The sequence below is a fragment of the Pseudomonas sp. NPDC087336 genome (assembly GCF_044744285.1).
In the GTDB taxonomy this organism is placed as follows: domain Bacteria; phylum Pseudomonadota; class Gammaproteobacteria; order Pseudomonadales; family Pseudomonadaceae; genus Aquipseudomonas.
Window position 1 is genome coordinate 38665 of the sequence record NZ_JBIUYA010000021.1, and the last position, 23009, is coordinate 61673.

The 23009-nt window shown below is 59.1% G+C and carries 24 protein-coding genes; 9 read left to right on the top strand and 15 right to left on the bottom strand.

What is annotated here, in order from left to right:
* The first annotated feature begins 85 nt into the window (after positions 1-85).
* From ACIO0C_RS20615 to ACIO0C_RS20625, 3 genes are read left to right on the top strand one after another with little or no spacing between them, the layout of a single operon-like run.
* Positions 86-427, top strand: coding sequence for a helix-turn-helix transcriptional regulator (locus tag ACIO0C_RS20615; protein WP_179057468.1), 342 nt, complete (start codon positions 86-88; stop codon positions 425-427).
* Positions 424-795 (top strand): hypothetical protein, encoded by a 372-nt coding sequence (locus tag ACIO0C_RS20620; protein ID WP_020796778.1) that lies wholly within the window; start codon positions 424-426, stop codon positions 793-795. Before ACIO0C_RS20615 ends, ACIO0C_RS20620 begins: the two co-directional genes overlap by 4 nt.
* A complete protein-coding gene (locus ACIO0C_RS20625) occupies positions 796-1203 on the top strand; it encodes a sel1 repeat family protein (protein ID WP_401314858.1) in 408 nt (135 codons plus the stop codon).
* 140 nt (positions 1204-1343) lie between these two features.
* Here ACIO0C_RS20625 and ACIO0C_RS20630 read toward each other — a convergent pair whose 3' ends face one another.
* Entirely contained in the window at positions 1344-2024 is a 681-nt protein-coding gene (locus ACIO0C_RS20630) for a polysaccharide lyase family 7 protein (protein ID WP_401314860.1), read from the bottom strand.
* Between the two features lie 352 nt (positions 2025-2376).
* On the opposite strand from ACIO0C_RS20630, the gene ACIO0C_RS20635 reads away from it, so the two are divergent.
* A complete protein-coding gene (locus tag ACIO0C_RS20635; protein ID WP_401314959.1) occupies positions 2377-3468 on the top strand; it encodes a DUF3616 domain-containing protein in 1092 nt (363 codons plus the stop codon).
* On the opposite strand, the gene ACIO0C_RS20640 is transcribed toward ACIO0C_RS20635, so the two are convergent.
* From ACIO0C_RS20640 to ACIO0C_RS20650, 3 genes are all read right to left on the bottom strand, one after another.
* Positions 3465-4292 carry an alpha/beta fold hydrolase gene (locus ACIO0C_RS20640; RefSeq protein ID WP_401314861.1) on the bottom strand — a complete coding sequence of 276 codons (828 nt, stop codon included), beginning with the start codon at positions 4290-4292 and terminating at the stop codon, positions 3465-3467. The genes ACIO0C_RS20635 and ACIO0C_RS20640 overlap by 4 nt on opposite strands.
* 84 nt (positions 4293-4376) lie before the next feature.
* Complete coding sequence (locus ACIO0C_RS20645; protein ID WP_401314863.1) at positions 4377-5114, bottom strand: SDR family oxidoreductase; 738 nt, start codon at positions 5112-5114, stop codon at positions 4377-4379.
* Positions 5115-5244: 130 nt separating this feature from the next.
* A complete protein-coding gene (locus tag ACIO0C_RS20650) occupies positions 5245-5805 on the bottom strand; it encodes an NADPH-dependent FMN reductase (protein WP_401314865.1) in 561 nt (186 codons plus the stop codon).
* 144 nt (positions 5806-5949) lie between these two features.
* On the opposite strand from ACIO0C_RS20650, the gene ACIO0C_RS20655 reads away from it, so the two are divergent.
* Entirely contained in the window at positions 5950-6858 is a 909-nt protein-coding gene (locus ACIO0C_RS20655; RefSeq protein ID WP_401314867.1) for a LysR family transcriptional regulator, read from the top strand.
* A gap of 20 nt (positions 6859-6878) precedes the next feature.
* On the opposite strand, the gene ACIO0C_RS20660 is transcribed toward ACIO0C_RS20655, so the two are convergent.
* A complete protein-coding gene (locus ACIO0C_RS20660; RefSeq protein ID WP_401314869.1) occupies positions 6879-7823 on the bottom strand; it encodes a helix-turn-helix domain-containing protein in 945 nt (314 codons plus the stop codon).
* Positions 7824-7993: 170 nt separating this feature from the next.
* Here ACIO0C_RS20660 and ACIO0C_RS20665 point away from each other — a divergent pair, with 170 nt between their 5' ends.
* Complete coding sequence (locus tag ACIO0C_RS20665) at positions 7994-8758, top strand: SDR family NAD(P)-dependent oxidoreductase (RefSeq protein WP_083349620.1); 765 nt, start codon at positions 7994-7996, stop codon at positions 8756-8758.
* A gap of 223 nt (positions 8759-8981) precedes the next feature.
* Here ACIO0C_RS20665 and ACIO0C_RS20670 read toward each other — a convergent pair whose 3' ends face one another.
* A complete protein-coding gene (locus ACIO0C_RS20670) occupies positions 8982-9371 on the bottom strand; it encodes a MerR family transcriptional regulator (protein WP_401314870.1) in 390 nt (129 codons plus the stop codon).
* Between the two features lie 74 nt (positions 9372-9445).
* Between ACIO0C_RS20670 and ACIO0C_RS20675 the strand changes: the two genes are divergently transcribed.
* On the top strand, positions 9446-10525 hold the full coding sequence (locus ACIO0C_RS20675) for an SDR family oxidoreductase (protein ID WP_401314871.1): 1080 nt from the start codon (positions 9446-9448) through the stop codon (positions 10523-10525).
* Positions 10526-10667: 142 nt separating this feature from the next.
* Here the strand turns inward: ACIO0C_RS20675 and ACIO0C_RS20680 are convergent, their stop codons facing one another.
* Together ACIO0C_RS20680 and ACIO0C_RS20685 are read right to left on the bottom strand one after the other, a co-directional pair.
* Positions 10668-12443 carry a bifunctional diguanylate cyclase/phosphodiesterase gene (locus ACIO0C_RS20680; RefSeq protein WP_401314873.1) on the bottom strand — a complete coding sequence of 592 codons (1776 nt, stop codon included), beginning with the start codon at positions 12441-12443 and terminating at the stop codon, positions 10668-10670.
* A 133-nt stretch (positions 12444-12576) separates the two neighbouring features.
* Positions 12577-14658 (bottom strand): carboxy terminal-processing peptidase, encoded by a 2082-nt coding sequence (locus ACIO0C_RS20685; RefSeq protein ID WP_401314874.1) that lies wholly within the window; start codon positions 14656-14658, stop codon positions 12577-12579.
* A gap of 138 nt (positions 14659-14796) precedes the next feature.
* Here ACIO0C_RS20685 and ACIO0C_RS20690 point away from each other — a divergent pair, with 138 nt between their 5' ends.
* The gene (locus ACIO0C_RS20690; protein WP_401314876.1) at positions 14797-15759 is read left to right on the top strand and encodes a zinc-binding dehydrogenase; all 963 of its coding nucleotides are present in this window, start codon (positions 14797-14799) and stop codon (positions 15757-15759) included.
* A gap of 46 nt (positions 15760-15805) precedes the next feature.
* On the opposite strand, the gene ACIO0C_RS20695 is transcribed toward ACIO0C_RS20690, so the two are convergent.
* The 6 genes from ACIO0C_RS20695 to ACIO0C_RS20720 all read right to left on the bottom strand — a co-directional run bounded on the left by ACIO0C_RS20695 (position 15806) and on the right by ACIO0C_RS20720 (position 21114).
* Positions 15806-16459 carry an HAD family hydrolase gene (locus ACIO0C_RS20695; RefSeq protein ID WP_401314877.1) on the bottom strand — a complete coding sequence of 218 codons (654 nt, stop codon included), beginning with the start codon at positions 16457-16459 and terminating at the stop codon, positions 15806-15808.
* A gap of 34 nt (positions 16460-16493) precedes the next feature.
* A complete protein-coding gene (locus tag ACIO0C_RS20700; protein WP_401314879.1) occupies positions 16494-17483 on the bottom strand; it encodes an ABC transporter ATP-binding protein in 990 nt (329 codons plus the stop codon).
* The gene (locus tag ACIO0C_RS20705; RefSeq protein ID WP_401314881.1) at positions 17480-18280 is read right to left on the bottom strand and encodes an ABC transporter permease; all 801 of its coding nucleotides are present in this window, start codon (positions 18278-18280) and stop codon (positions 17480-17482) included. The genes ACIO0C_RS20700 and ACIO0C_RS20705 overlap by 4 nt, the downstream gene beginning before the upstream one ends.
* Entirely contained in the window at positions 18267-19103 is an 837-nt protein-coding gene (locus ACIO0C_RS20710) for an ABC transporter permease (RefSeq protein WP_401314960.1), read from the bottom strand. The genes ACIO0C_RS20705 and ACIO0C_RS20710 overlap by 14 nt, the downstream gene beginning before the upstream one ends.
* Positions 19104-19108: 5 nt before the next feature.
* A complete protein-coding gene (locus ACIO0C_RS20715) occupies positions 19109-19915 on the bottom strand; it encodes an alkaline phosphatase family protein (RefSeq protein WP_401314883.1) in 807 nt (268 codons plus the stop codon).
* Positions 19916-20049: 134 nt separating this feature from the next.
* Positions 20050-21114: an ABC transporter substrate-binding protein gene (locus ACIO0C_RS20720; protein ID WP_401314885.1), complete on the bottom strand. Its 1065-nt coding sequence runs from the start codon at positions 21112-21114 to the stop codon at positions 20050-20052.
* Between the two features lie 351 nt (positions 21115-21465).
* Between ACIO0C_RS20720 and phnR the strand changes: the two genes are divergently transcribed.
* Positions 21466-22179 (top strand): phosphonate utilization transcriptional regulator PhnR, encoded by a 714-nt coding sequence (gene phnR / locus ACIO0C_RS20725; RefSeq protein WP_401314886.1) that lies wholly within the window; start codon positions 21466-21468, stop codon positions 22177-22179.
* A 26-nt stretch (positions 22180-22205) separates the two neighbouring features.
* Here phnR and ACIO0C_RS20730 read toward each other — a convergent pair whose 3' ends face one another.
* The gene (locus ACIO0C_RS20730; protein WP_401314888.1) at positions 22206-22973 is read right to left on the bottom strand and encodes a DODA-type extradiol aromatic ring-opening family dioxygenase; all 768 of its coding nucleotides are present in this window, start codon (positions 22971-22973) and stop codon (positions 22206-22208) included.
* Positions 22974-23009: the final 36 nt, after the last annotated feature.

Genomic DNA, 23009 nt, shown 5'->3' on the forward strand with positions numbered 1-23009 from the left:
GCCCCCGCGACCTTGGCCGCTGTTAGGATTACACTTCTAGGGAAAAGTGCCGACTCGCTAAGTGTTGTTGTCCTACGGGGTAATCATGGATATTCAGATAATTACACGCGAAGGCGAGCCCGAATACGCGGTTCTGCCGTGGGCTCAGTATCAGGCTCTACTGAAAGCAGCAGGCATCAACGAAGCACCGTCACGTCCGGCTCCGACGCCGCTCGCGACAACGCCAGACACCATTCTTCCGGGTCTGGATCAATTACGCAGTTTGCGCGAAGGGAAGGGCATCGCCATCGAGGCGCTCGCCCGCACGGTAGGCATCAGCCCGTCTTACCTGGCCATGATCGAAAGTGGCGAGCGTCTGCCCGACGCCGCGATTCGACGCAGCCTGGCCTGGGAATTGACGGTGCCAGGATGGAGGGATGAATCGTGAGCGTACGCATCAGTCGTCAACACTGGGACGGATTGCTGGGCGAGCTGGATCAGGCGCGCCGACAGCGTCACCTCCTGACCTATCGGGCATTGCTGGAGCGATTGCAGCTTCCTACGCCCGCCATGCAAACCCTGACCGCCGCACTTGAACATCTGGCCGCGCTGGATGCCAAGGCCGAACAGCCGCTGCGCAGTTCCCTGGTGATCAGCCAGGGTGCCAGCCGCTTGCCGCGTACCGGATTCTTCGAATGCGTCGAGCGCTTGGGGCGCTTCACCGGCCCGTCCGACGGCGTCGCCGCCGCCTCATGGCATGCCTCGGAAGTGGTTCGCGTATTTGAATACGAGTACCCCGAATCGGCGGAAGCCTGAGTGTTCCTGAAGCTCAAGGCGCGGGCCGGCTACTGGCTGGCCCGCCGGTTGTTTCACTGGCCGTGGTTCGTGCGCCAGCCTCGCGGCTGGAGCTGGATGGAGGGTCAATTCGCACGCATGGCCAACCTGGGCGATGTCGGCGCGCAGAGTTTCTATGGGCACATCCTGACCTTTCGTGGCGTCGGCCTGGGCGCGCGGGAAGAGGGTATTCGGCTGTTGCGCCTGGCCGCACTGGCCGGTGATGGCAAGGCGGCCTACCAGGTGGGCGTGATCAGCCTGGCCGGCAGTCCGAGTAAGGCGCCGGACCCGGCAGAAGCTGCGCGGTTCTGGGAAATAGCCGCCAAGGCCGGGCATCCATTGGCCGAGATCAAACTCAAAGAGTTGGCGGCTGGAGGCTCTTCGCAGTAATTTGTTTATTTTTCGATAAGCAAACGAGGGCATCTGCCGCCCGCGTTGGTGAGTTACTGACAGCTATCACTTGGTAGCCCATCGACGAGGAAGTCCACTTAAGTCTTCACCCTTCGGATCGGCGTGCCAACGATAGTGACCTAGAGAGGCGACTTAATGTTGTGTTGGATCTCCAGCATCCTGAACGTCACTCTTGCGCCCTCGGTGGGATAGCCGGTGTTGTCCTGCACATACGCCCCTGCTTTGAAATAAAGTGGTTTGGTCTTCCAGCTCGGGTCGATGGTGGTTCTCCAGTTGTATCCTGCTGCGCTGATACCCAGTGCGCCCTTCGGGCTGAGGTGGATCTGGTAGGAAAAGTTGCGGTCGAGCGGCACACCCGTCGCAATGGTAATGACCCGGCCCTCTTCATCGTCGGGGCGCATGCGCACCTTGGCGACAATGTTTCCCGTCGAAGCCGACGTTTTGTATTGGTATTCCAGCTTCACCATGGGTTTGTTGCTGTCCTTGTTGTGAATCTGTCCAATCACGATCTTGCCGGTGCTGGGGACCTGATTGACTGTCAGGCTCGCCCGCAGGATGTTATCTGCCGCTGAATACTGCCAGTTGCGCAGCGTTCCATCACTATAGGTTTCCCGCAACTCGCTGCGCGGATAAATAGCGTTGGCCGTCCTGGAACCGGTCACAGGTGCCCAGAAGGAAAGCGTATCGGCTTCGGAACTGAAATACTGGTCCTTGAAGCCTTGCGCCAATCGAGGTGTTTCTATGGTGGCCGGTGGGCTGCCTTCAGGGATGCTTAAATTCCAGGTGGCGAGGTCGATCATGTCAATAATCCTGTATGCGGGGGAGTGTTGCGGCCACAGTTGCACTCGAACCGACGCTATTGAGCTGTATCAATTGGGTCTGCTAATCAGGCAAATCCGTATGGCGCTAGATTGACGTCAAATGTTCGTCCAGGTGTTTAGTGCAGGCTTTGTGCCTACGGGGTTTACCGTTAGTCGGCTATTTTTGTAGTGGATGGAACTAATCCGGGTTGCTCAGGCGCTGCAGCGAAGGGACCTAGGCCAACACCGGCATTCGGATCGGACAGGACGAGTGCATGCACTGTATGAAGAACACGCGCAGAATCCTGTTCTAAATAATCGGCCGCCGCGCCATAAAGACAGGAGACCGTTCATGAGCCGCCGAAGCAATTTTGCGCTGTTGAGCTTTGATCCGGAGTTTGCGTCGTTGCGCGATGGCCTTTCGGTCGCTCAGCAGATTGACGACACACTCTGGGTTGCGAACGACGAAACCACGAGCCTGGAACGCCTGAAAATCCAGGATGCTGCGCCCGGCGGTGTTGTAAGGTGCGACGAGCACCATTCGTTTGCGCTCCTGGAATATCTGGATCTGCCCATACCGAAACAAGACACCGAGATCGATATCGAGGGCTTGGCCTATGTTCCTGACAGTGGTTACCTCTGGGTGGTGGGTTCCCATAGCCTGAAGCGCAAGAAGTCCGAGGCCGGCACTTCTGCACAGAAGAATATCAAGCGCCTGTCGACGGTAGAGGCGCACGGCAATCGTTTTCTGCTGGCCCGCATCCCTGTCGTGCAGCAGAACGACAGCTATGTACTCGCCAGGAAAGTGGATGCCGATGGACGTACAGCGGCGCAGCTGCGGGGCAACGAAGTCGGTAACGACTTGACCGCGGCTATTGCTGAAGATCCTCAGCTACGCGACTTCCTGTGTATCCCGGGTAAGGACAACGGCTTCGATATCGAAGGGATGGTGATGATCGGCTCGCGCCTGCTGCTGGGGCTGCGTGGGCCGGTGCTACGCGGCTGGGCCGTGTTGTTGGAGATCGAACCCGAGATGAACGACGCCTCGTCTGACACCCTGGTGCTGAAGAAGATCGGTCCGGATGGGTGCCGCTACCGCAAGCACTTCTTCGCGCTCAATGGCCTGGGCTTGCGTGACCTGTGCACCCGCGGTGACGATCTGCTGATCCTGGCGGGCCCCACGATGGAGCAGGACGGTCCGGTAACGGTCTTTCGCTGGCGCGGCGGTTTCGCGTCCGAGGAGCAAAGCGTGGTTTTCACCGATCAATTGGAGAAGGTGCTGGAGGTGCCTTTCGGGCAAGGCAACGATCACGCTGAGGGCATGTGTCTGTTTCAATCGGGCGGGCAGCCTGGGGAGGTTCTGATGATCGTCTACGACTCTGCGGCGCAGAGTCGTAAACACGGCGACACGGATGTGGAAGGGGACCTGTTCATCCTGGATTAGCTACGCACATCAACGTCAACGCGGCCGTCACCCATCATCGGCACCGTCTCTTCATCGTCGTGCTGCCGGCAGAGGAATTCGCGTATCGCTTCGGCGGTTCGCCTGGCGCTGGTCACCACGAAAAAATGTCCCTCGCCCTGCAGGACGTGCAGTTCGGCACGGCGAATGGTGCGGCGCAGGATGTGCGCGTTGTACAGCCGTACCAAGGTGTCGCGTTCGCCGGTAAGGATAAGTGTGCGATGGCGCAGACGGAACAGCCGCAGCAGGCTGGTCCAGCCGACCAAGGCGGTGAGCTGGTGGTAATAGGTTCGCGGGTTGGCCGTGAGCATGCCGTTCACCACACCGAAGCGCAGCAGCGTCTGTATCGAATTGCGCGAGCCTTCTTTCTTGCGCTGCTTGGGGCTTTTGCTGCTGGCAAAAAAATCCAGGATGTCGGCGGGCTTCACCAGCATCGCCGGGCCGGCCGAGGTCGCCGCGAGGATCAGCCGGCGTACCATGCCCGGGTAACGGAGGGCGAATTCCTGCGCCAATGCACCGCCCCAACTCACGCCGAACACATCGACCTGGTCGATTCCCAATTGCTTGAGCAGCTCGGCGATCACGTCGGCATGGCGCGGCAGACGCATTGGCCAGCGGGGCATTTGCGATTTGCCGACCCCGGGCACGTCCAACGTAATGGTCCTGTAGTCCGCCAGTTCATCGCGCAGGGGGTCGAAGGTACGGATCAAACCACCCAGGCCGTTGAGCAAGAGCAGCGGTGAGCCTTGGCCGCGGATTGAAACGTTCAACTGCAGGTCATCAATGGTTAATGTGTGCCTTGTCATGGTTTCCCCCTTGGCCCTGCCCGCTGTTAAGACAGCGGCGAGGGGGCATATGATCCCTGGCCGTTTACCCGAGGGCGCACTCCGTCAGAATGGGCTAGCCGTCGGCCGAACGATCAGCTCGCTTACATCCACATCCGCAGGTTGCTCAATGGCATAGGTGATTGCTCTCGCTATGGCGTCGGCCGAAATCGCGATCTTGCGAAACTCTTTCATCTCTGCGCGCCCCCCCTCATCAGAGATGCTCTCGGCTAGTTCCGACTCAGTGACACCAGGCGCGATGACGGTAACCCGAATATCGCCTCCCACTTCTTGTCGCAGGCCTTCGGAAATGGCCCGGACGGCGTATTTGGTGGCGCAATAAACGGCCGCGGTCGGGCTCACTGCGTAGGCACCAATAGAGGCAATATTGATGATCTGCCCCGCCCGTTGGCGCTGCATCAGCGGCAATGTGGCAGCGATACCGTGCAGCACTCCGCGGATATTCACGTCAATCATACGGTCCCACTCATCCACCTTGAGTGCCTCGAGTCTGGAAAGAGGCATCACACCCGCGTTATTCACCAGCACATCGACCCGATCGAACCGGGTAATGGCGAAGTCGATGAAGTCCTGGACATCCTTTCTGTCTGTGACGTCCAGGGCACGGAATTCAGCCCTGCCGCCGCACGCGTTGATATCGCCAGCAATCTTTTCAAGTCGGTCGGTACGACGCGCGCCGAGTACTACTTTCGCGCCTTGGCTAGCCAGCAGTCGCGCGGTAGCCTCACCGATACCGCTGCTTGCACCGGTGATTGCGATGACTTTGTCCTTGATGTTCAACATGATCGGTTTCCTCTTATGTTCGCCCAGGAAGCGGGTCTGGAAACAAGGTTAGGGACGGGCAACAAGTTTCCGTTAGTCGAATACTGCGTAACTTTTGCCTATTTCTGCGGTGAAGCTTTTGCACTAAGGTTCAGCTCACCAGTGCATAGGGCATCTGTTGCCGCGCAGCCTTCAGGGCTCTCGCCCACCAGTTCAGCTGTACCAGCATTCGAGCCATTGGAAGCCTGGCTTGATCAGGCCGACGTATTACCCCATTCCCATCGATTAGCGCCCAAGGATCAGGGAAGGACACGGAATTGCAGATGGGTACCGCGTGCTGTCCGGCCAGTATCTGGCGAAGCTGATCAATCGCACACAGTCCACCCGACGCTGCGCCGTAGCCGATGAATGCCACCGGCCTTGCGTGCCAACGATCCGAAACCCGGTCAATGAATGCTTTCAGCTCGCAGTGATGCACATTGCGGTGTTCCGATGTAATGATCAGGAACGCATCAGCGTCGGCCAAATGACGAAGACTTTCCTGAACGACTGCATTGTCAGACCTGGCCATGAGGTGGGCGGGTTCTACCCACCAGGGTTCGAATTCCGCACGTTGCGCTAGAACATCAGCAACCCATTTCACCAGCGCAGGCTGTAGTCCTTCTTCATCCTCACCACTGTGAATCAGGACCAGTTTCATCTCGTTATTCATCTCATCCTCCAGACTTGGTATCCAAGTGGTGGCAGGTCATTTGCTGAATTTCACCTGCGCCTTTCAGGCTCTGGATTAGAGTATGAGCGTGAGTGCGGCAGATATAGCCGGTACTGGGGCATACAACTTGTGACGTGAATTCATATGAGACGGTTGGACATAAACTGCTTCGCCGAAATGAACGTGTTCGTCAGGGTCGTTGAAGATGGCGGATACACGGCTGCCGCCAGGAACTGTGCGATGACCCCATCAGCGGTCAGTAAGCTGGTTTCAAGACTGGAAAACCGCCTGGGGACGCGTCTGCTCAATCGCTCGACAAGACGGCAGTTGCTCACCCCTGAAGGGGCCGCGTTCTATGAGCGCAGCCTGACTATCCTGGCCGCGCTCGATGAGGCGGAGCAGGAGGCGGCGGCAAGCAGCGCACCTCAGGGAACAGTGCGGGTCAACTGCAATGTCGACATCGGGCGTTTGTACCTGCTGCCCCTGTTGAAGACGTTCTTGCGAGACCACCCAGGGGTATCAGTGGAGGTTTTCCTCAGTGACGAAGTCGTCGACCTGATCAGCGCACGCGCTGACGTGGCCATCCGCAGCGGCCCGCTCAAAAGCTCCAATCTGGTGGCCAGGCGCTTGGGCGAGACGCGAGCTCTCATCGTGGCATCACCGGACTACCTGGCAGCACGCGGCCTACCAAAAACTCCGGCCGATCTCGTAGACCACAACTGTCTGGGGTTCACCTTTGGCCAGCCCATGATGGAGTGGAACTTCTTGGGCGATGACGGCCTACCTGTTCCGGTATCCGTTTCCGGCAATGCACGGGTCAGTGACGGCAATGGAGTACGAGAACTTGCAATCCTCGGGATTGGCCTTGCGCGCGTAGGATTTTGCCAGGTCGAACACGATCTTGCGGATGGCCGGCTTCTCCCGGTATTACAGGACTTCATGCCCATTGCGAAAACTGAAGTGCATGCGGTTTACGTAGGGCAGGGAGGAAAGTTGCCCACACGCGTCAGAGTCTTCATGGATTTTCTGGCGGCAAACCTCACGATCCACTAATCGCGAACTTGTAGGGCATGTCACGCTTGGCGCAAAGCGCTAGGCGTGACACCCACCTCACGACGAAAAACCTGGGAGAAATGGCTGGGGCTGGAATAACCCACTTCCAATCCAACATCAATAATGCTGCGATCGGTCTCAAGCAGCAGATGGCGGGCGCGACTCATGCGCAGACGGATGAAGTACTGCGATGGCGCCAACCCGGTGGCGCGTTTGAACATCCGACTGAAGTGATACTCGCTCAGTTCGGCGATATCAGCCAAGTGCGCAAGGCGGAATTCATCGGCCAGATGCTCGTTCATCGCATCGATGACGCGTCGCAGCTTGTAAGCCTGCAGTGCGTTACTGCGTCGGGGAGCGCTGTGCAGATCGAGATAACGGCGTATCAGGTGAACAGTCAGCGCCTGAGCCAGGCTGTGTACGAACAATAGGCTGGGCTCAGGTTCCTCGATCAACTCCAGGCGCAACTGCTCAAGCATGAAATTCACGCGCTCATCCTGGGCACCGGAGACATCGAGGAAAGTCACCGCAGCAGTGTGCTCGCCCAGAAGATCACGGGCAGCCTGGTCGATCAGTGGAAGGCCGAGATAAAGATGCATCACTTCGAAGGTGTCACACCCGATTGTCTGCCAGCGCATCTCGTAAGGCTCGCTTGTATTGGTGAGAAAGAAGTCGCCAGCCTGCACCTGGACGGCTTTCCATGCGCCACCGAGGGAGCGTTCTTCGACCCTGGCCGTTCCACCCAGGACCAATACCAGCAGCGGCTCCACCACGGCAGGCACCAGTATCGGCTCGACGGTGCTCTGATGGTTAAACAACTGCACCACCACATCCGGCATCTGCGGGAGCCGCGGCACCACCTGCGGTGTTCCCGGCAGATGACGTGGCATCGATTCGGCCGTGATGCGCTGTGCATCGAGCGGCGTCAGGTCTTCATATTCGTGCGGATGCACTGGAGGCTCCATCGAAAAAGCTGGGGTCGGTATTAACGTTAGCGCAAAACTCCGACAGCTTCGGCAAGCCTGCGAAAGCTCAAACCATCCCAACGCGAGACAGTGAAGCCGTCGATAACGACAGCGCCTCACGGGCGCTGAGCCGCCGAATATCTCGGTGGCTTGCAATGCAGGAGAGCACCATGACTGAGATCAACCACAGCATCCCCAACGAAGTCGAAGGCAAAGTCGCGCTGGTCACCGGCGCTGCCAGCGGCATCGGCAAGGCTATCGCACTGTTGCTGCATGCGCGCGGCGCCAAGGTCATAGCTGAAGACCGCAATCCCAGCGTCGAAGAACTCGCCCGCCCCGGGTTAGTGCCACTGGTGGCCGATATCACCGAAGACGGCGTCGCCGAGCGTGCAGTCGGTTTGGCCGTCGAGACGTTCGGTCGGCTGGACATTCTGGTCAACAACGCCGGGATCATCATCAACAAGTTGGTCATCGACATGACCCGCGAAGACTGGGAGCGCATCCAGGCGGTCAACGCAACCGCGGCCTTCCTGCATTGCCGCGAAGCGGTCAAGGCGATGATGCCCAATAAATCGGGGGCGATAGTCAACATTGCCTCTTACGCAGCCTATTTCGCATTCCCAACCATTGCCGCTTACACCGCATCAAAGGGCGCACTGGCCCAGTTGACCCGCACGCTGGCGCTCGAGGCAATCGAGCATGGCATTCGAGTCAATGCCATTGGCGTCGGCGATGTGGTGACCAACATCCTCAACGACGTGGTTGACGATGGCCCTGGCTTCTTGGCCCGGCACGGCGAAGCCGCTCCCATTGGCCGTGCCGCGCAGCCTGAGGAAATCGCCGAAGTGGTGGCATTTCTCGCCTCGGACCGCGCGAGCTTCATCGTCGGTTCCGTGGTCATGGCGGACGGCGGCATGACCGTTACCGCTGGTTGATCAGATGACCTGGCGTTAAGGGAAAAAGGGGACGTATTTACTTCCAAAAAGGGAAGAAAAAATAAATCCGTCCCCCTTTTTCCGGAAACCGACCCAAAGCAACATCATGTGTCTAGCAAATCCGGCCATGCGCGGGCCTGGGCACAAGGTTTTAGAAAATGCGTAAGCGATGGGCTTGAAACTGGAAGCAGCCCGCAGCTTCCGTTTCCCAGATGCTTACAGTTCAGTTGGAAGAATTGTTCAGCTGCTGAAGCTCAAGTTGCTTGGCAGCACTGGCTTCGAGGTTTGCACGCTCTTCATCCAGATACCGATAAATGCTTTGGAAGTTGGCGATTTTCTGTTTGATTTCTGCCATCTTCTTTTCAATTAGCTTCGCGCCGTCAGCACAATCGATCAGCTTGTTCCGCTGCGCATCCAGAATCTCGCCTATTTCCCCCAGGGAAAACCCCATGCTTTGCGCGCGCTGGATAAAGTCCAGATCCTGCAGTGTTTGCGCTGTGTAAACGCGATAGTTGTTAGTTTGCCGCAGCGGTGAGATCAGGCCGATTTGCTCGTAGTAACGCAGCGTATGGCGGCTGGCGCCGCTGCGGGCCTCGAGTTCGCCGATTTTCATGAAAACACCGCTTGACTATAGAGTTGGGTCGATAGTTTACGCTTGATTTCTCACCTTAACCAAGGAGCAGGGAAATGAGCGTGGAGTGCTTTGTCACGGGGGGTACCGGCTTCATCGGTCAACATTTGGTGGCGTACCTGAGTGCAAAAGGTCACACCATTCGGGTGATGATGCGTCGCCCAGAGCGACTAGCTGCACTGCGCCAGCAAGTCGACAATCTGGGAGGGTGCGCAACCCGGGTATTCGCCGTAGCTGGCGATCTGGAACGGGACAACCTCGGGCTGAGTCTTGCGGACCGAGAAGTGCTAAGGCACGCCAGAGTCATCTTCCACCTAGGTGCCCACTTCGCATGGGGGCTTTCAGTGGAGCATTCTCGTGCGGTGAATGTGGAAGGGGCAAAGCGCGTGGCGCTGTTGGCGGCTGAGCAAAAAAGCCGGTTAGTGATGATCGGCGGCTACATGCTGAAAAATCTTGAACATCTGCAACGCATCGGAATTGATCCTCGTTATCCGCAGCTGACGAATTGGCCTGCCGTCTACCGACATGTCGGTGGTCACGAGGGGAGCAAGCTGGAGGCGCATTTTGCAACCCTGGAGGTCATGTCCGCCAAGGGCGGGGAGATTATCGTTGTCCACCCCGCGACGGTTTGTGGCCACAGCCGCACGGGGCATATCCTTGACGGTCAGCCGCTGGTGCAGCTGATACGCAACCTTGTGCAGGGAAAGCTGACTGCAGTGCCCGGTACCGCCGAGCACTGGCTGCCACTGGTCACCGTGGATTACCTCGTTGAGCTGGTGGCGGTTTGTGCTTTTGATCCTGCCATGGTGGGCCAGGAGCTGCTGGCGCTTGATGACCAAACTCCCAACTTGCGAGAACTCCTGGTACAGGTGGCACAACCTTTGGGCTTAAAGTCTCCCAAGCATTACATTTCACTCCGATTGCTGAAGTGGTTACTGAGTATTCCTCCCGTCGCGCGTTTTTTGAATACAAAACCCGAAGCCTTGGACTTTATCCAGATCACTCGTTTTGATACAGCGCCAGTCGAGCAATTTGCCAACAGGCATGGAATAGCCAAACCGGATATACGTCAGTCTTTGGAGCACACTGCAACGTTCGTCAACTCATATTGCATAGCCAAGAGCCAGGCCCTCTGACTTCTCCCTTGGGGGCGACAAAGTCGTTAGCCCCGATTAAATGGACTTCCTAAGACAAAAAAGGGGAGCGACAAAAAGGGGGACGGATTTATTTTCCAAGTATCGATGCAACCAGATGGTCAAGTAGAGTGCAATTGCCCAATCAACGCTCCACTCTCTCGCCCGTCCCCACCAGACTATCAATCACATGCACGCTATACCCCGACACATTCTTCGCATGATGCTTAGCCTGCGAAGCCATCTCCGCCAACTGGCTCGCATCGAGTTGCCCACACGCCTGTGGGTGTAGATGCACCACGCCGATCGACAGTGACAACAAGGGAAATTCCTGGCGCAGGCCTTGGCGGTTGGGGGCGGTGAAGCAGCCGGCTTCCAGGTGTTCGCTACGGTAGAAGCGTCGGCACTGGCTGTGGAAGTCGTCGAGCAACTGGTTCAAACGTTTGCGCCAGTCGTGCGGGCCCAGTACCAGCAGGAAGTCATCGCCGCCGATATGGCCGACGAAGTCGCGGGAGGGGTCGATGCGGTCGTTCAGGCATTGCGCCAGGCACAGCAGGACTTCATCGCCACGGCCGTAGCCGTAGATGTCGTTGAAGGGTTTGAAGCTGTCAATGTCCACGTAGCAGATCAGCGATTCGCGTTGCTGTTGCAGCAGTCGGGTCAGGCATTGCTGGATCGGTACGTTGCCCGGCAGCAGGGTCAGGGGGTTGGCGTAGCGCGCTTGCTGGATTTTCAGTTCGGTGATCAGCTTGAGTACATCGATCACCCGGCCCAGGCCCAGGTAATTGCCGTCGAGGGTGATGATGAAGTCTTCTTCGATGCGTTGTCGGGCGCGGCTGGTGATCAGCCGGCTGACCTGCTGCAACGACTGGCCTATCTCGACGGCGAGGAAGTCGTCGCTCATCAGGCGACTGATCGGTTTACGGGCGAACAGGTCGGTGGCAAACGGCTTGAGCAGGGCATCCGAGAGCGAATGCCGATGGACGATCCCGCACGGCTGGCCTTGTTCATCCAGCACCGCCAGCGAGTTCAGGTTGGCCTGGCGACGGAAGGCTTCGAGCACCGTGGCGGTCGGGGTGTCGCGGGCCACCGCGGGCTGTTCGTTGAGCAGGGCACTCAGGTCGCTGCCGTCGTCGCCCAACACCACGGCGCTGCTATCGCGCCTGGGCATCAAGGCACGGGCATCGTGCGGCGGGTGCTCCTGTGGCCGACAGAGCAGATAGCCCTGGACCAGGTCGACGCCCATTTCGGTCAACACCGCCAGTTCTTCCGGCAATTCGATGCCTTCGGCGATCACCTGTGCCCGCGAGGCGTTGGCAATTTGCAGGATCGAGCCAACGAACTCACGCTTGAGGGCATCCAGGTGAATGCCGTCGATGAAGTGGCGGTCGATCTTCACGTAGTCGGGGCGTAATTCGGACCACAGGCGCAAGCTTGAGTAACCCGCGCCCAGATCGTCCAGCGCTATGGAAAACCCCATGGCCCGATAGTGATGCAGGGCGGTGTGCAGCAGCTGGAAGTCGTCGGTTGGGGTCTGCTCGGTGAGTTCGATCACCACCTGGTTCGGTTCAATGCCGAAGTCCTGCAGCAACTGCAAGGTGCGACCGGGCTGGTGGGCCGCTTCCAGCAAGGATTCCGGGGAGACGTTGAGGAACAGTTTGCCGGGCAGTTGTTGTTCGTTGAAGCGTCGGCACGCGCTCTGCCGGCAGGCGATTTCCAGTTCGCTCAGGCGACCTGCCTGGCGGGCGACGGCGAACAGGGCGACAGGGGAGTGTAACGGACTGTTGGAGGGGCCGCGGCTCAGGGCTTCGTAACCCAGGATGCGTCGCTCGGAGAGGCTGATGATGGGTTGGAACAGGCTGTGCAAACCGCTTTGAGCCAGGATTGAACTCAAGGCACTCAGCTGTTCGGTTGTGGTCATGGCGATCTCTGGCGAAAAAAAAAGGACCGGCGTGCTCTTGATTGAAAGAGGCGCTACCGGTCCGTTATTTCACGACAGAATGATGACTATTTGATGACGCTCCGGGGAGCGTCAGCATTCAATTGCCATCAGCTTAGTGCTTGGCTACCGCGGTATTGAGCTTCAAGTAATCCAGCAGAATGCGCCCGGTCTCGCTCAGGTAGGCATCGTCTTCCGGCTTGGTCTTGTCGTCCTCGGCCGCGATAGCGTCTTCGTCTTCTTTTTTCAGTTCCTTGAGCGGCTCTTCGCCCTTGGCCTTGCGGCGGATGTTTTCCATCGCCAGCTGCTTGGCTTCGATATCGGCGTGCTGGGCACGACGCTCGGCTTCATTGAGGCTGACGGTTTTTTCTGCCATCAGTTTCTGCGCCAGGGCCAGTTTGTCGCGAATGAACACGAACTCCGCGTCTTTGTTCGTACGCACGTCATGCTCGGACTTGAGCTGGGAGATGTACGGTTTGAACGGATCGACCGCAGGCTTGATCGCCGCACGGATGGTGTCCCACGGCATGGCTTCCGGCAGGGCGCTTTCGCCGATTTCCTTGGTGTCGATGATCGACGGGTAATCGATGTCCGGCAGTACGCCCTGATGCTGGGTGCTCTGCCCGGATACCCGGTAGAACTTGGCCAGGGTCAGTTTCAGTTCGCCATGGTTCAGCGGCTGGATGGTCTGCACGGTGCCCTTGCCGAAGGTCTGGCCGCCGATGATCAGTGCGCGGTGGTAGTCCTGCATGGCGCCGGCGAAAATCTCCGAAGCCGAGGCGGACAGGCGGTTGACCAGCAACGCCATCGGGCCTTTGTAGAACGCGCCTGGGTTTTCATCTTCGAGCACATCGACACGGCCATCGGCGTTGCGCACCAGTACGGTCGGGCCTTTGTCGATGAACAGGCTAGTCAGCTCGGTTGCTTCCTGCAAAGAGCCGCCGCCGTTGTTGCGCAGGTCGATGACCACGCCGTCGACCTTGTCTTTCTGCAACTCGGTCAGCAGTTTCTTGACGTCGCGGGTGGTGCTCTTGTAGTCCGGATCGCCGGCACGGAAGGCCTTGAAGTCCAGGTAGAAGGCCGGGATCTCGATGACGCCGAGCTTGTAGTCCTTGCCATCCTGCTTGAGGTTGAGCACCGACTTCTTCACTGCCTGGTCTTCCAGCTTCACCGCTTCGCGGGTGATCGGCACGATCTTGCTGGTCTGGTCGTTCGGCGCGTTGCTGGCCGGAATCACTTCCAGGCGCACCACGGTGCCTTTCGGGCCGCGGATCAGCTTGACCACTTCGTCCAGGCGCCAGCCCACCACGTCGACCATCTCTTTGTTGCCCTGGGCAACGCCGATGATCTTGTCGGCCGGTGCGACCTGCTTGGTCTTGTCCGCCGGGCCTGCCGGCACCAGGCGCACGACTTTCACTTGATCGTTGTCGCTCTGCAACACGGCGCCGATACCCTCAAGGGACAGGCTCATGTTGATGTCGAAGTTTTCCGCGTTATCCGGCGACAGATAGTTGGTGTGCGGGTCGTAGGACATGGCGAAGGTGTTGATGTACGCCTGGAAGATGTCTTCCGCGCGGGTCTGGTCCAGGCGTGCCAGCTGGTTCTTGTAGCGCTTGGTCAGGGTTTCCTGGATTTGCTTGGAATCCTTGCCGGCGATCTTCTGCCGCAGCACTTCATCCTTGACGCGTTTGCGCCACAGGTCGTCGAGTTCCGCGGTGGATTTGAGCCAAGGGGCATCCTTGCGGTCGATCAGCAGGGTTTCCCTGGTGGTGAAGTCCATCTTGTCGACGCCTTTGTTCAGCTCGGCAAGGGCAAAGTCCAGACGCGATTTGACGCGGTCCAGGTAGCGCTTGTAGATGGTGAACCCGGCGTTGAGGTCGCCGCTCTTGAGGAAGTCGTCGAACTGGGTCTTCCACTTGTCGAATTCGGCAATGTCGCTGGCCATGAAGTAGCTGCGTGACGGGTCGAGCAACTTCAGGTAGCTGTCGTAGATGATCACCGAGCGCGCGTCATCGAGCGGCGGCTTGCTGTAGTGGTGGCGCTTGAGCAACTCCACGACGTTCAGACTGGCGATGACTTCGTCACGGTCGGGCTGAAGTTTGTCCCAGCTATTGGCTGCAAAAGAACTGCTCGACATCGGCAGCAGGCCGATACCGATGAAAAGGGCGAGGGCAGTGCTGGGGAACAAACGCTTCATGTTGATTCGACGCGGGGACAATTGATAACGCATATTAGGCCGTCTTTGAAGTCGCCGGTTCCACAAGGGCCGGTCGCATAATGCAAAAAGCCCGGCGCTACAGCTTCGGGCTCAGTCCAGACTCACTATGGAGGCACTGTGAAAGCATTGCAAGGCGTTGACGGTCAAGTGGAGTGGGTTGAAGAGCCCAGTCCTGCGTGTGATGTAGGGCAAGTTCGTATTCGAGTGGCGGCAGCGGGTCTCAATCGAGCCGATTTGTTGCAGAAGGCTGGCCTTTATCCACCACCGCCGGGTGCCAGCCAAGTGCTTGGTCTAGAGTGTTCGGGGGTGATTAGCGAGGTTGGGCCGGGTTCGTCCTGGCAGGTGGGCGATCGGGTTTGCGCCTTGCTGGTCGGGGGCGGGATGGCTCAGGAGGTGGTGGTCGACGGGCGGCACGTGTTGCCGGTTCCCGACGAAATGTCGTTGGCCGAGGCGGCGGCATTACCTGAAGTGTATGCAACTGTCTGGTTGAACCTGTTTCAACTGGCTGCGCTCAAACCAGGCGAAAAAGTGCTGCTGCACGCGGGAGCAAGTGGAATTGGTTCAGCTGCCATTCAGCTGTGCAAGGCGTTCGGCAATCCGTGCTGGGTCAGTGTCGGCTCCGCTGAGCGCCTGGCCTACTGCGAAGCGCTCGGCGCCCAGGGCGGTGTGGTGCGCACTGACGATCTGGACAGCCTGCGCGACCTCGGGCCGTTCGATGTCATCCTCGACCCGGTAGGCGGCAACTATGCAGCGCTGAACCTGAAACTGATGGCGACTGATGGTCGCTGGGTGTTGATTGGCCTGATGGGAGGACGCGAGGCGAAGCTGGACCTGGCGCAGGTGCTGGCCAAGCGCGTGCAACTGCTGGGTTCGACCCTGCGCAGTCGCGATGATCAGTTCAAGGCGGATCTGTTCAGCGATCTACGCCAGCACGTCTGGCCGCTGTTTGCGGACAAACGCTTGAGTCCGCAACTGGCCAGGGCTTTCCCGATCAAGGATGCCGAAGCGGCGTTTGCCGAGTTGGCGAGTAATACCGTGGCGGGAAAGTTGGTGTTGGTGATTGACCAGAGCCTCCTCTGATACCGATCGTTCCCACGCGCAGCGTGGGAACGATCAGGGCGAGGTACTATTTCCAGATGTGGATCGGCCAGCCGGCCTTTTCCGCCTGCTCAAGCAATACAGGGTCTGGATTGACCACGTGCGGGAAATCCACCTTCAGCAACAACGGCAGATCATTGCGTGAGTCGGAATAGAAACTCGCACCTTCCAGGTTCTCCTCTTCGGCATCCAGCCATTCCAGCAACCGGGTGATCTTGCCTTCGCGGTAGGTCAGGGTACCGACGGTCTTGCCGGTATAGCTCCCGTGCGCCACTTCCAACTCGATACCCAGTATTTCATCGATGCCCAGGCGTTCGGCAATCGGCTTGACCAAATGGACACCCGAAGCCGAGATCACCAAAATCCGGTCGCCGGCCTTGCGGTGGGCGGCGATGGTTTTGGTGGCGTCGCTGAAGATGATCGGCTCGATGAAGTCCTCCACCCAGGGGCCGACCAGGTGCTCGACTTCGGCGGGCGTGCGGCCGATCAAGGGCTCCAGGCTGAAGGCCATGTAGTCCTCCATGGCCAGGTGACCCCTGCCGTAGGCATCCATCAATTCCTTGTCGCGACGCAGGAAGGATTCGCCGTCGACCCAGCCGAGGCGGACCATTTGCTCACTCCACAACGAGGCGCAGTCGCCGTGGATCAGGGTTTCGTCCAGATCAAAAATTGCCAGGGCCATCAGTGCAGTTCTCTCTTCAACGTCAGCAAGGGCATCAGGCTACCTCACACAGGGCCGTCGGATCGATGGAAAGCGCCAGGCGCTGACCATCGGGATGCAGGTCGGAGGCCGAGCGGTTGAGCACATCCACCACCAGTTCCACGCCGCGGGCTTCAATCCGGTAGCGAATCACGTTACCGAGCAGGCTGTGGCTGCGTACCTGGGCGTCGAGATCGCCTTCGAGGCTCAGTTCGATGGCCTCCGGGCGAATGGCGATGCGGTGGTTGATCGGCCGTTGCAACAGCCTCGACGCGCTGTCGGCATCCAGCAGGTTGTAGTTGCCGATGAAGCCGGCGGCGAAAACATCCACGGGTGCCGTGTACAGGGTTTCAGCGTCACCGCTTTGTACGATCTTTCCCTGGTTCATCAGGAAAATGCGATCGGACATTGTCAGCGCCTCTTCCTGATCGTGTGTGACGAAGATCGTGGTCAGGCCCAGTTCGCGCTGGATCGCACGGATCTGTTCGCGCAGGTGCTTGCGAATCCGTGCGTCCAGGGCCGACAGCGGTTCGTCCAGCAGCAACAGCCGGGGCCGGGTCACCAGCGAACGGGCGAGGGCGACGCGCTGGCATTGGCCACCGGACAACTGATGCGGGTAACGGGCGGCGAAATCTTGCAGCTCCACCAGTTTCAATACTTCGGCGACGCGCTTCTGGCTGTCGTCAGCGTTGACCTTTTGCATGCGCAAACCGAAGGCGACGTTCTGCTCGACGGTCATGTTGGGAAACAGCGCATAACTCTGGAATACCATGCCGATTCCGCGTTTCTGCGGGCTCAACGGCACGATATCGACGCCATCGAGCAGGATCTTGCCGCCATCCACCGAAGTCAGGCCGGCAATGCAGCGCAGCAGGGTGGATTTACCGCAACCGGACGGGCCGAGCAGGGTGACGAACTCACCTTTCTGGATTTCGCAGTTGATGTCGCTGAAGACTGTGGTGCCAGAGTAATTCTTTTGCAGATGTTGGACGCTGACATAGCTCATTCGCTTTTGTCCTTGTTCAAGATATTGGCCGCCCAGGTCAGAACCAGCACGAAGAAGAAGTAGGAAATCACCAGCGCACTGGTGAAGTGGCCGCTGCTGTTGCGCATGTTGTTGAGGTAGACCTGCAGGGTTTCGTAACGGGTGCCGACCAGGATGTTGGCGAACACGAACTCGCCGAACAGGAACGAGAACGACAGCAGCAACGCCACCATCAAGCCCTTGCGCAGGTTCGGCAGCACCACCAGGATCGCCGCCTGGAAAGTGCTGGCGCCGAGCAGTTGGGCCGCGTCCATCAGGTCACGCAGGTTGATCGCCTGCAGGTTGTTGGTGATCGCCCGGTACATGAACGGCAGGGCCACGGTGAAGTAGCAACCGATCAGGATCCACGGCGTGCCGACCATGGCGAACGGCCCGGAACCGTAGAGCTGCAGCAGCCCCACCGAGGACACCACCGGCGGCACGGCGAAGGGCAGCAGGATCAGGATGTTCATCAGCGCATCGAGTTTCGGGAAGTGGTAATGCACCACGAACAGCAGCGGCAGGATCAGCACCACCGAGAGAATCAGCGCGCCGACGCAGACCAGCAGCGACTGGCCGAAAGCACTCAGGAAGCGCGGGTCGCTCCACAGCTGCACGTACCATTTGATGCTGAAACCGCTGGGCAGGATGGTGGCCGACCAACTGCTGGAAATCGAATAGATGAAGGTGCCGAGCAGCGGCAGCAACAGGATGGCGAACAGCAGGTAGACCACAATCCGATGGTAGATACCGACAGGGCCCAATTCAGCGCGAGACATGGTAGCTCCTCTTCAACAGCAGCTGATGCACGATGGTCACCAGGGTCATCAACGCCACCAGCACCACAGCCAGGGCACTGGCCAGGTTCGGATCGAGGGAAATATCGCCCGAGACCATCGCCGCGATGCGGATTGGCATCACGTTGAAGTTGCCGGTGGTCAGGGCGTACACCGTGGCGTAGGCACCGAGGGCGTTGGCCAGCAGGATCACGAAGGTGCCAAGCAGCGCCGGGGTCAGCACCGGCAGGCCGATATGGCGCCAGAACTGCCAGCCGTTGGCGCCGAGCAGCGCGGCAGACTCGCGCCAGTCTTCGCGCAAGGCGTCGAAGGCCGGGTAGAGCAGCAACACGCCAAGGGGGATCTGGAAGTAGGTGTAGAGAATGATCACCCCGGTTTTCGAATACAGGTTGAAGTCCTGAATGATGCCGGCCTGCTTGAGCAGGATGGTGAAGCTGCCGTTGAAACCCAGCAGGATGATGAACGCAAAAGCCAGGGGTACGCCGGAGAAGTTGCTGGTCATGTTGGCGAAGGCGTTGACGAAGTTGCGCAGCTTCGAGTCGACCCGGCGCAGGGAATAGGCGCCCAGCACGGCGATGATGATGCCGAACACGCTGGACCAGAAACTGATCTCCAGGCTGTACTGGATCGCCTGCAGATAAAACTTGGAATTGAAGATCCTGGTGAAGTTGGCCAGGCCCCAGCCGAATTCTTCCGATTCCAGGCTATTGATCATCACCCACACCAGCGGGGCGATTTCGAACACGATAAAGAACAGCGTGAAAGGCACCAGGCACAGGGCTGCCAGCCATTTGCCGCGAGTCATGGAGGTCACTTGAGCAGCTCCCTGCACACGGGTTTGTCGTGGGGCACGCCCAGCAGTTCACAGATGGTGCCGCAAATTTCGGTCTGTTTCGGCGCGGCATCGGCATTGAAACTGAAGGCATCGCCGAACACGAACAGCGGCACTTCGCGTTCTTCGGGCAGCAGCCCGTTATGGGAGCGGTCGTTGTTCATGCCGTGGTCGGCGGTCACCAGCACCTGGTAGCCAGCGTCGAGCCAGCCTTGCAGGTAGTCGGCGATGATGATGTCCACCGAGCGCGCGCTGTTGCGGTACTGCGGGGTGTCGAGGCCGTGCTTGTGCCCGGCGTCGTCGATGTTCATCGGGTGCACCAGCAGAAAGTTCGGCCCATGGCGCAGGCGCAGGTTTTCGGCGTCGGCAAATAGATGGGAATCGGGGTAATGGTCGTTCCAGTAGAAATGCCCGTGCTGGATCGGCAGTTTGGGGGCGTCGGTATGGCGATCGCGGGCCGCCACGAACGGCGAACGGTTGTACAGCTCGCTGACCCAGTGATAGGCCGCCGCCGCGGTTTTCAGGCCGGCAGCGGTGGCGTAGTGATAAATGCTGCGCTGGTTGGACAGGCGCGAGACGTTGTTGTGAACGATGCCGCTGTCGATCGGCGTGACACCGGTCAGGATGCATTCGTAAAGTGGTCGGGACAGGGCCGGCAGCTCGCACTCCAGTTTGTAGAGCGCTGCGCGTCCTGCGCCGACGTAGGCCTGCAGGTGCCCCATGGCGTGGCGGGCGACCTCATGGTTGAGGCCGTCGAGCACGACAAGGATGACGTTGTGCTTCATAGGGGCAAAAACTCCGTGGGTGTTCTCAAAACCTGTAGGAGCGAAGCTTGCTCGCGAAGGCGGACTGTCAGTCAACATCAATGTTGAATGTAATTCCCTCTTCGCGGGCAAGCCTCGCTCCTACGGATTCAGCATTACTTCATTTCAACGATGACTTCTTCGTTCCACTTCTGCGGCAAGGCCTTGGAGGTTTTCTCCCACGCATCCGCGTCCTTGATCGGCGTGACCTTCTTGTACTGTTCGTTCGGCAGCAGCTTGGACTTCACGTCTGCCGGCAGGGTGATGTGCTCGGCGCGGATCGGACGGGCGTTACCCTTGGCCAGGTTGATCTGGCCGGCATCGCTGAAGATGTACTCACGGGTCAGCTTGGCGGCGTTCGGGTTCTTGGCGTATTTGTTGATGATGGTGGTGTAGCCGGAAATCACCGAGCCATCGGACGGGATCAGCACCACGTAGTCATCCGGATTGGCCATCTTGGCCTTGTAGCTCAGGCCGTTGAAGTCCCAGACCACGCCGACTTCGATCTCGCCTTTTTCCATGGTGGCGATGGTCGGGTTGGCCATCGACAGGCGACCCTGCTTGGCGATGTCGGCAAACATCAGCAGTGCAGGCTGCAGGTTCTTCTCGTCGCCACCGTTGGCCAGTGCCGCGGCCAGAACGCCGTTGGCAGCCTGGGCGGCGGTGCTTACGTCACCGATGGAAACCTTGTATTTGCCGCCTTTGAGGTCAGCCCATTTGGTCGGTACTTCGGAACCGTGCAGCAGCTTCTTGTTGACGATGAAGGCGATGGTGCCGGTATAGGCCAGTGCCCAGTGACCGTCCTTGTCCTTAGCCCAGGTCGGGACCTGGTCCCAGGTGGATGGCTTGTAGGGCTGGGTAACGTTCTGTTTCACCGCAATCGGGCCGAAGGCTGCGCCCACATCACCGATGTCGGCACTGGCGTTGTCTTTCTCGGCGGCAAACTTGGCGATTTCCTGGGCCGAGCTCATGTCGGTGTCGATGTGCTTGAGGCCGTAGTTCTTCGCCAGGTCTTCCCAGGTGCCTTTCCAGTTGGCCCAGTCATCGGGCATGCCGACACTGTTGACGGCGCCTTCCGCTTTCGCAGCGGCTTCAAGGGTTTTCAAATCATCAGCCGCCATGGCGGCGGTGCACATGGCAATGGTCGAGCCTAAAAGTGATGCCAGGAAAAGCTGTTTCATTCCGAAGCTCCTATGGGCGTTTTCAACGCTGCGATTGCGGTTGTGTTGGTCTAGGTCAGCAATACCTGAGCCAATCTAAGGCGGCTCGATGACACTTTGATGTCGCTCGTCGCCCCGGTGGACGTTTACTTGCCCGGTATTGGCGGGTGCCAAGTAAGCGTAGACCATGGGCGAAGCCCCATTGCGCAAGGGATCTGGCCGATGTTTTGCACAGTATTGGAGTGACCGTCGGGCGGCTTTGTCATCTCTCGGTCATCTGCATTGCCTACGCTTGCAGGATCTTCAAACAGCCGATTTTCTCGCAGGTATTGCCCTGAAAGAGTGCTGGTCTAGTCCAGATAGGTAACGTCGATGCGCGATGAGGCAACAAAAGCGGTGACGGCCATTGGCCAGGTACTTCAGGAACAGCTCGATCACGGGCTGCTGGCGCCGGGGAGCAAGTTGCCAGCCGAACGCAAGCTCAGTGAGTTGTTTGGTACCACGCGCATTACCGTGCGCGAGGCATTGCTGCAGCTCGAAGCTCAAGGCCAGATCTATCGCGAAGAGCGTCGTGGCTGGTTCGTGTCGCCGCCGCGCCTGGCCTATAACCTGATGCAGCGCAGCCACTTTCACGCCATGGTCAGCGCCCAGGGGCGGGTGCCGTCCACCGAAGTCCTTTCGGCGCGATTGCAGCCGGCATCGGCGGCGGTCTGTGCCTGGTTACAGTTGCCGGCGTTGTCGAGTGTGATTCAGGTCTGTCGTTCGCGGCGTATCGACGGGCGACTGGTGTTGTACGTGGAGCACTACCTGAATCCGCAGTATTTTCCGGGCATTCTCGATTTCGATCTGAATCAGTCGATCACCGAGTTGTATGCACGGCACTACGACCTGCACTACGGGCGGGTGCGCTTCGAGATCGTGCCGACGGCGTTGTCGGCAGACGCGGCGGCTGCCTTGCGGGTGTCGGTGGGCAGTCCTGGGCTACGCATCGCCCGGGTCAATTACGATCAGCATGGGCGGCTGATCGATTGTGACCTGGAGTTCTGGCGCCACGATGCGATCCATGTGGGGGTCGATGTAGCCTGAACCTGGGCGCCGCAGGCTTGTGGCCCTTATCCGAAACGGTAGATGTCCATGCCCAGCGCGCCCAGGGTGAAGCCTTGGTGGGCAATGCTGAACCGGCCCCCGGCACTGCGGGCAAAGTACAACGGCAACAGATGTTCATCGCTGGGATGGTTACGCACCGCGTTCGGTGCTTGCCGGCGATAGTCGTGCAAGGCGACTTCATCATTGGCCGCAAGCTTGTCGATCATCCAGTCGCGAAATACCTGGGCCCAGGGTTGCACGCTCTCGGGGCCGGCATGCCAGTCCAGCTCTCGCAGGTTGTGGGTGATACTGCCGGAGCCGATCAACAGCACGCCCTGTTCGCGCAAGCTGCTTAGCGCCTGGCCAACGCGGGCCTGCAACGCCGGGCCGCCACGGGTGGGCAGTGAAACCTGCACGATCGGGATATCGGCCTGCGGATACATCAACGACAGCGGCACCCAGACGCCATGGTCGAAGGGGCGTTTGCCGTCGATGCGGGCGGGCAGGGCGTTGGCTTGCAACAGATTGACCACTTGTTCGGCCAACCCGGGGTTACCGGGGGCAGGGTATTGCACCTCGAACAGTGCCCGTGGAAAACCGCCGAAGTCATGCCAGGTGTCCGGCTGCGGGTTGCCGCCGACCAGCAGTTCATCGCTTTCCCAGTGCGCGGAGACAATCACGATGGCGTCCGGCCTGGGCATCTCTGTCGCCAGGCGAGCGAGAGCCGGCCCACTGGCACCAGGTTCCAGGGCCAGCATTGGCGAACCATGGGATATGTACAGGCTGGGGAACATGGATGAGCTCCTGAGAGTTAAGATAGCCCCATCTTC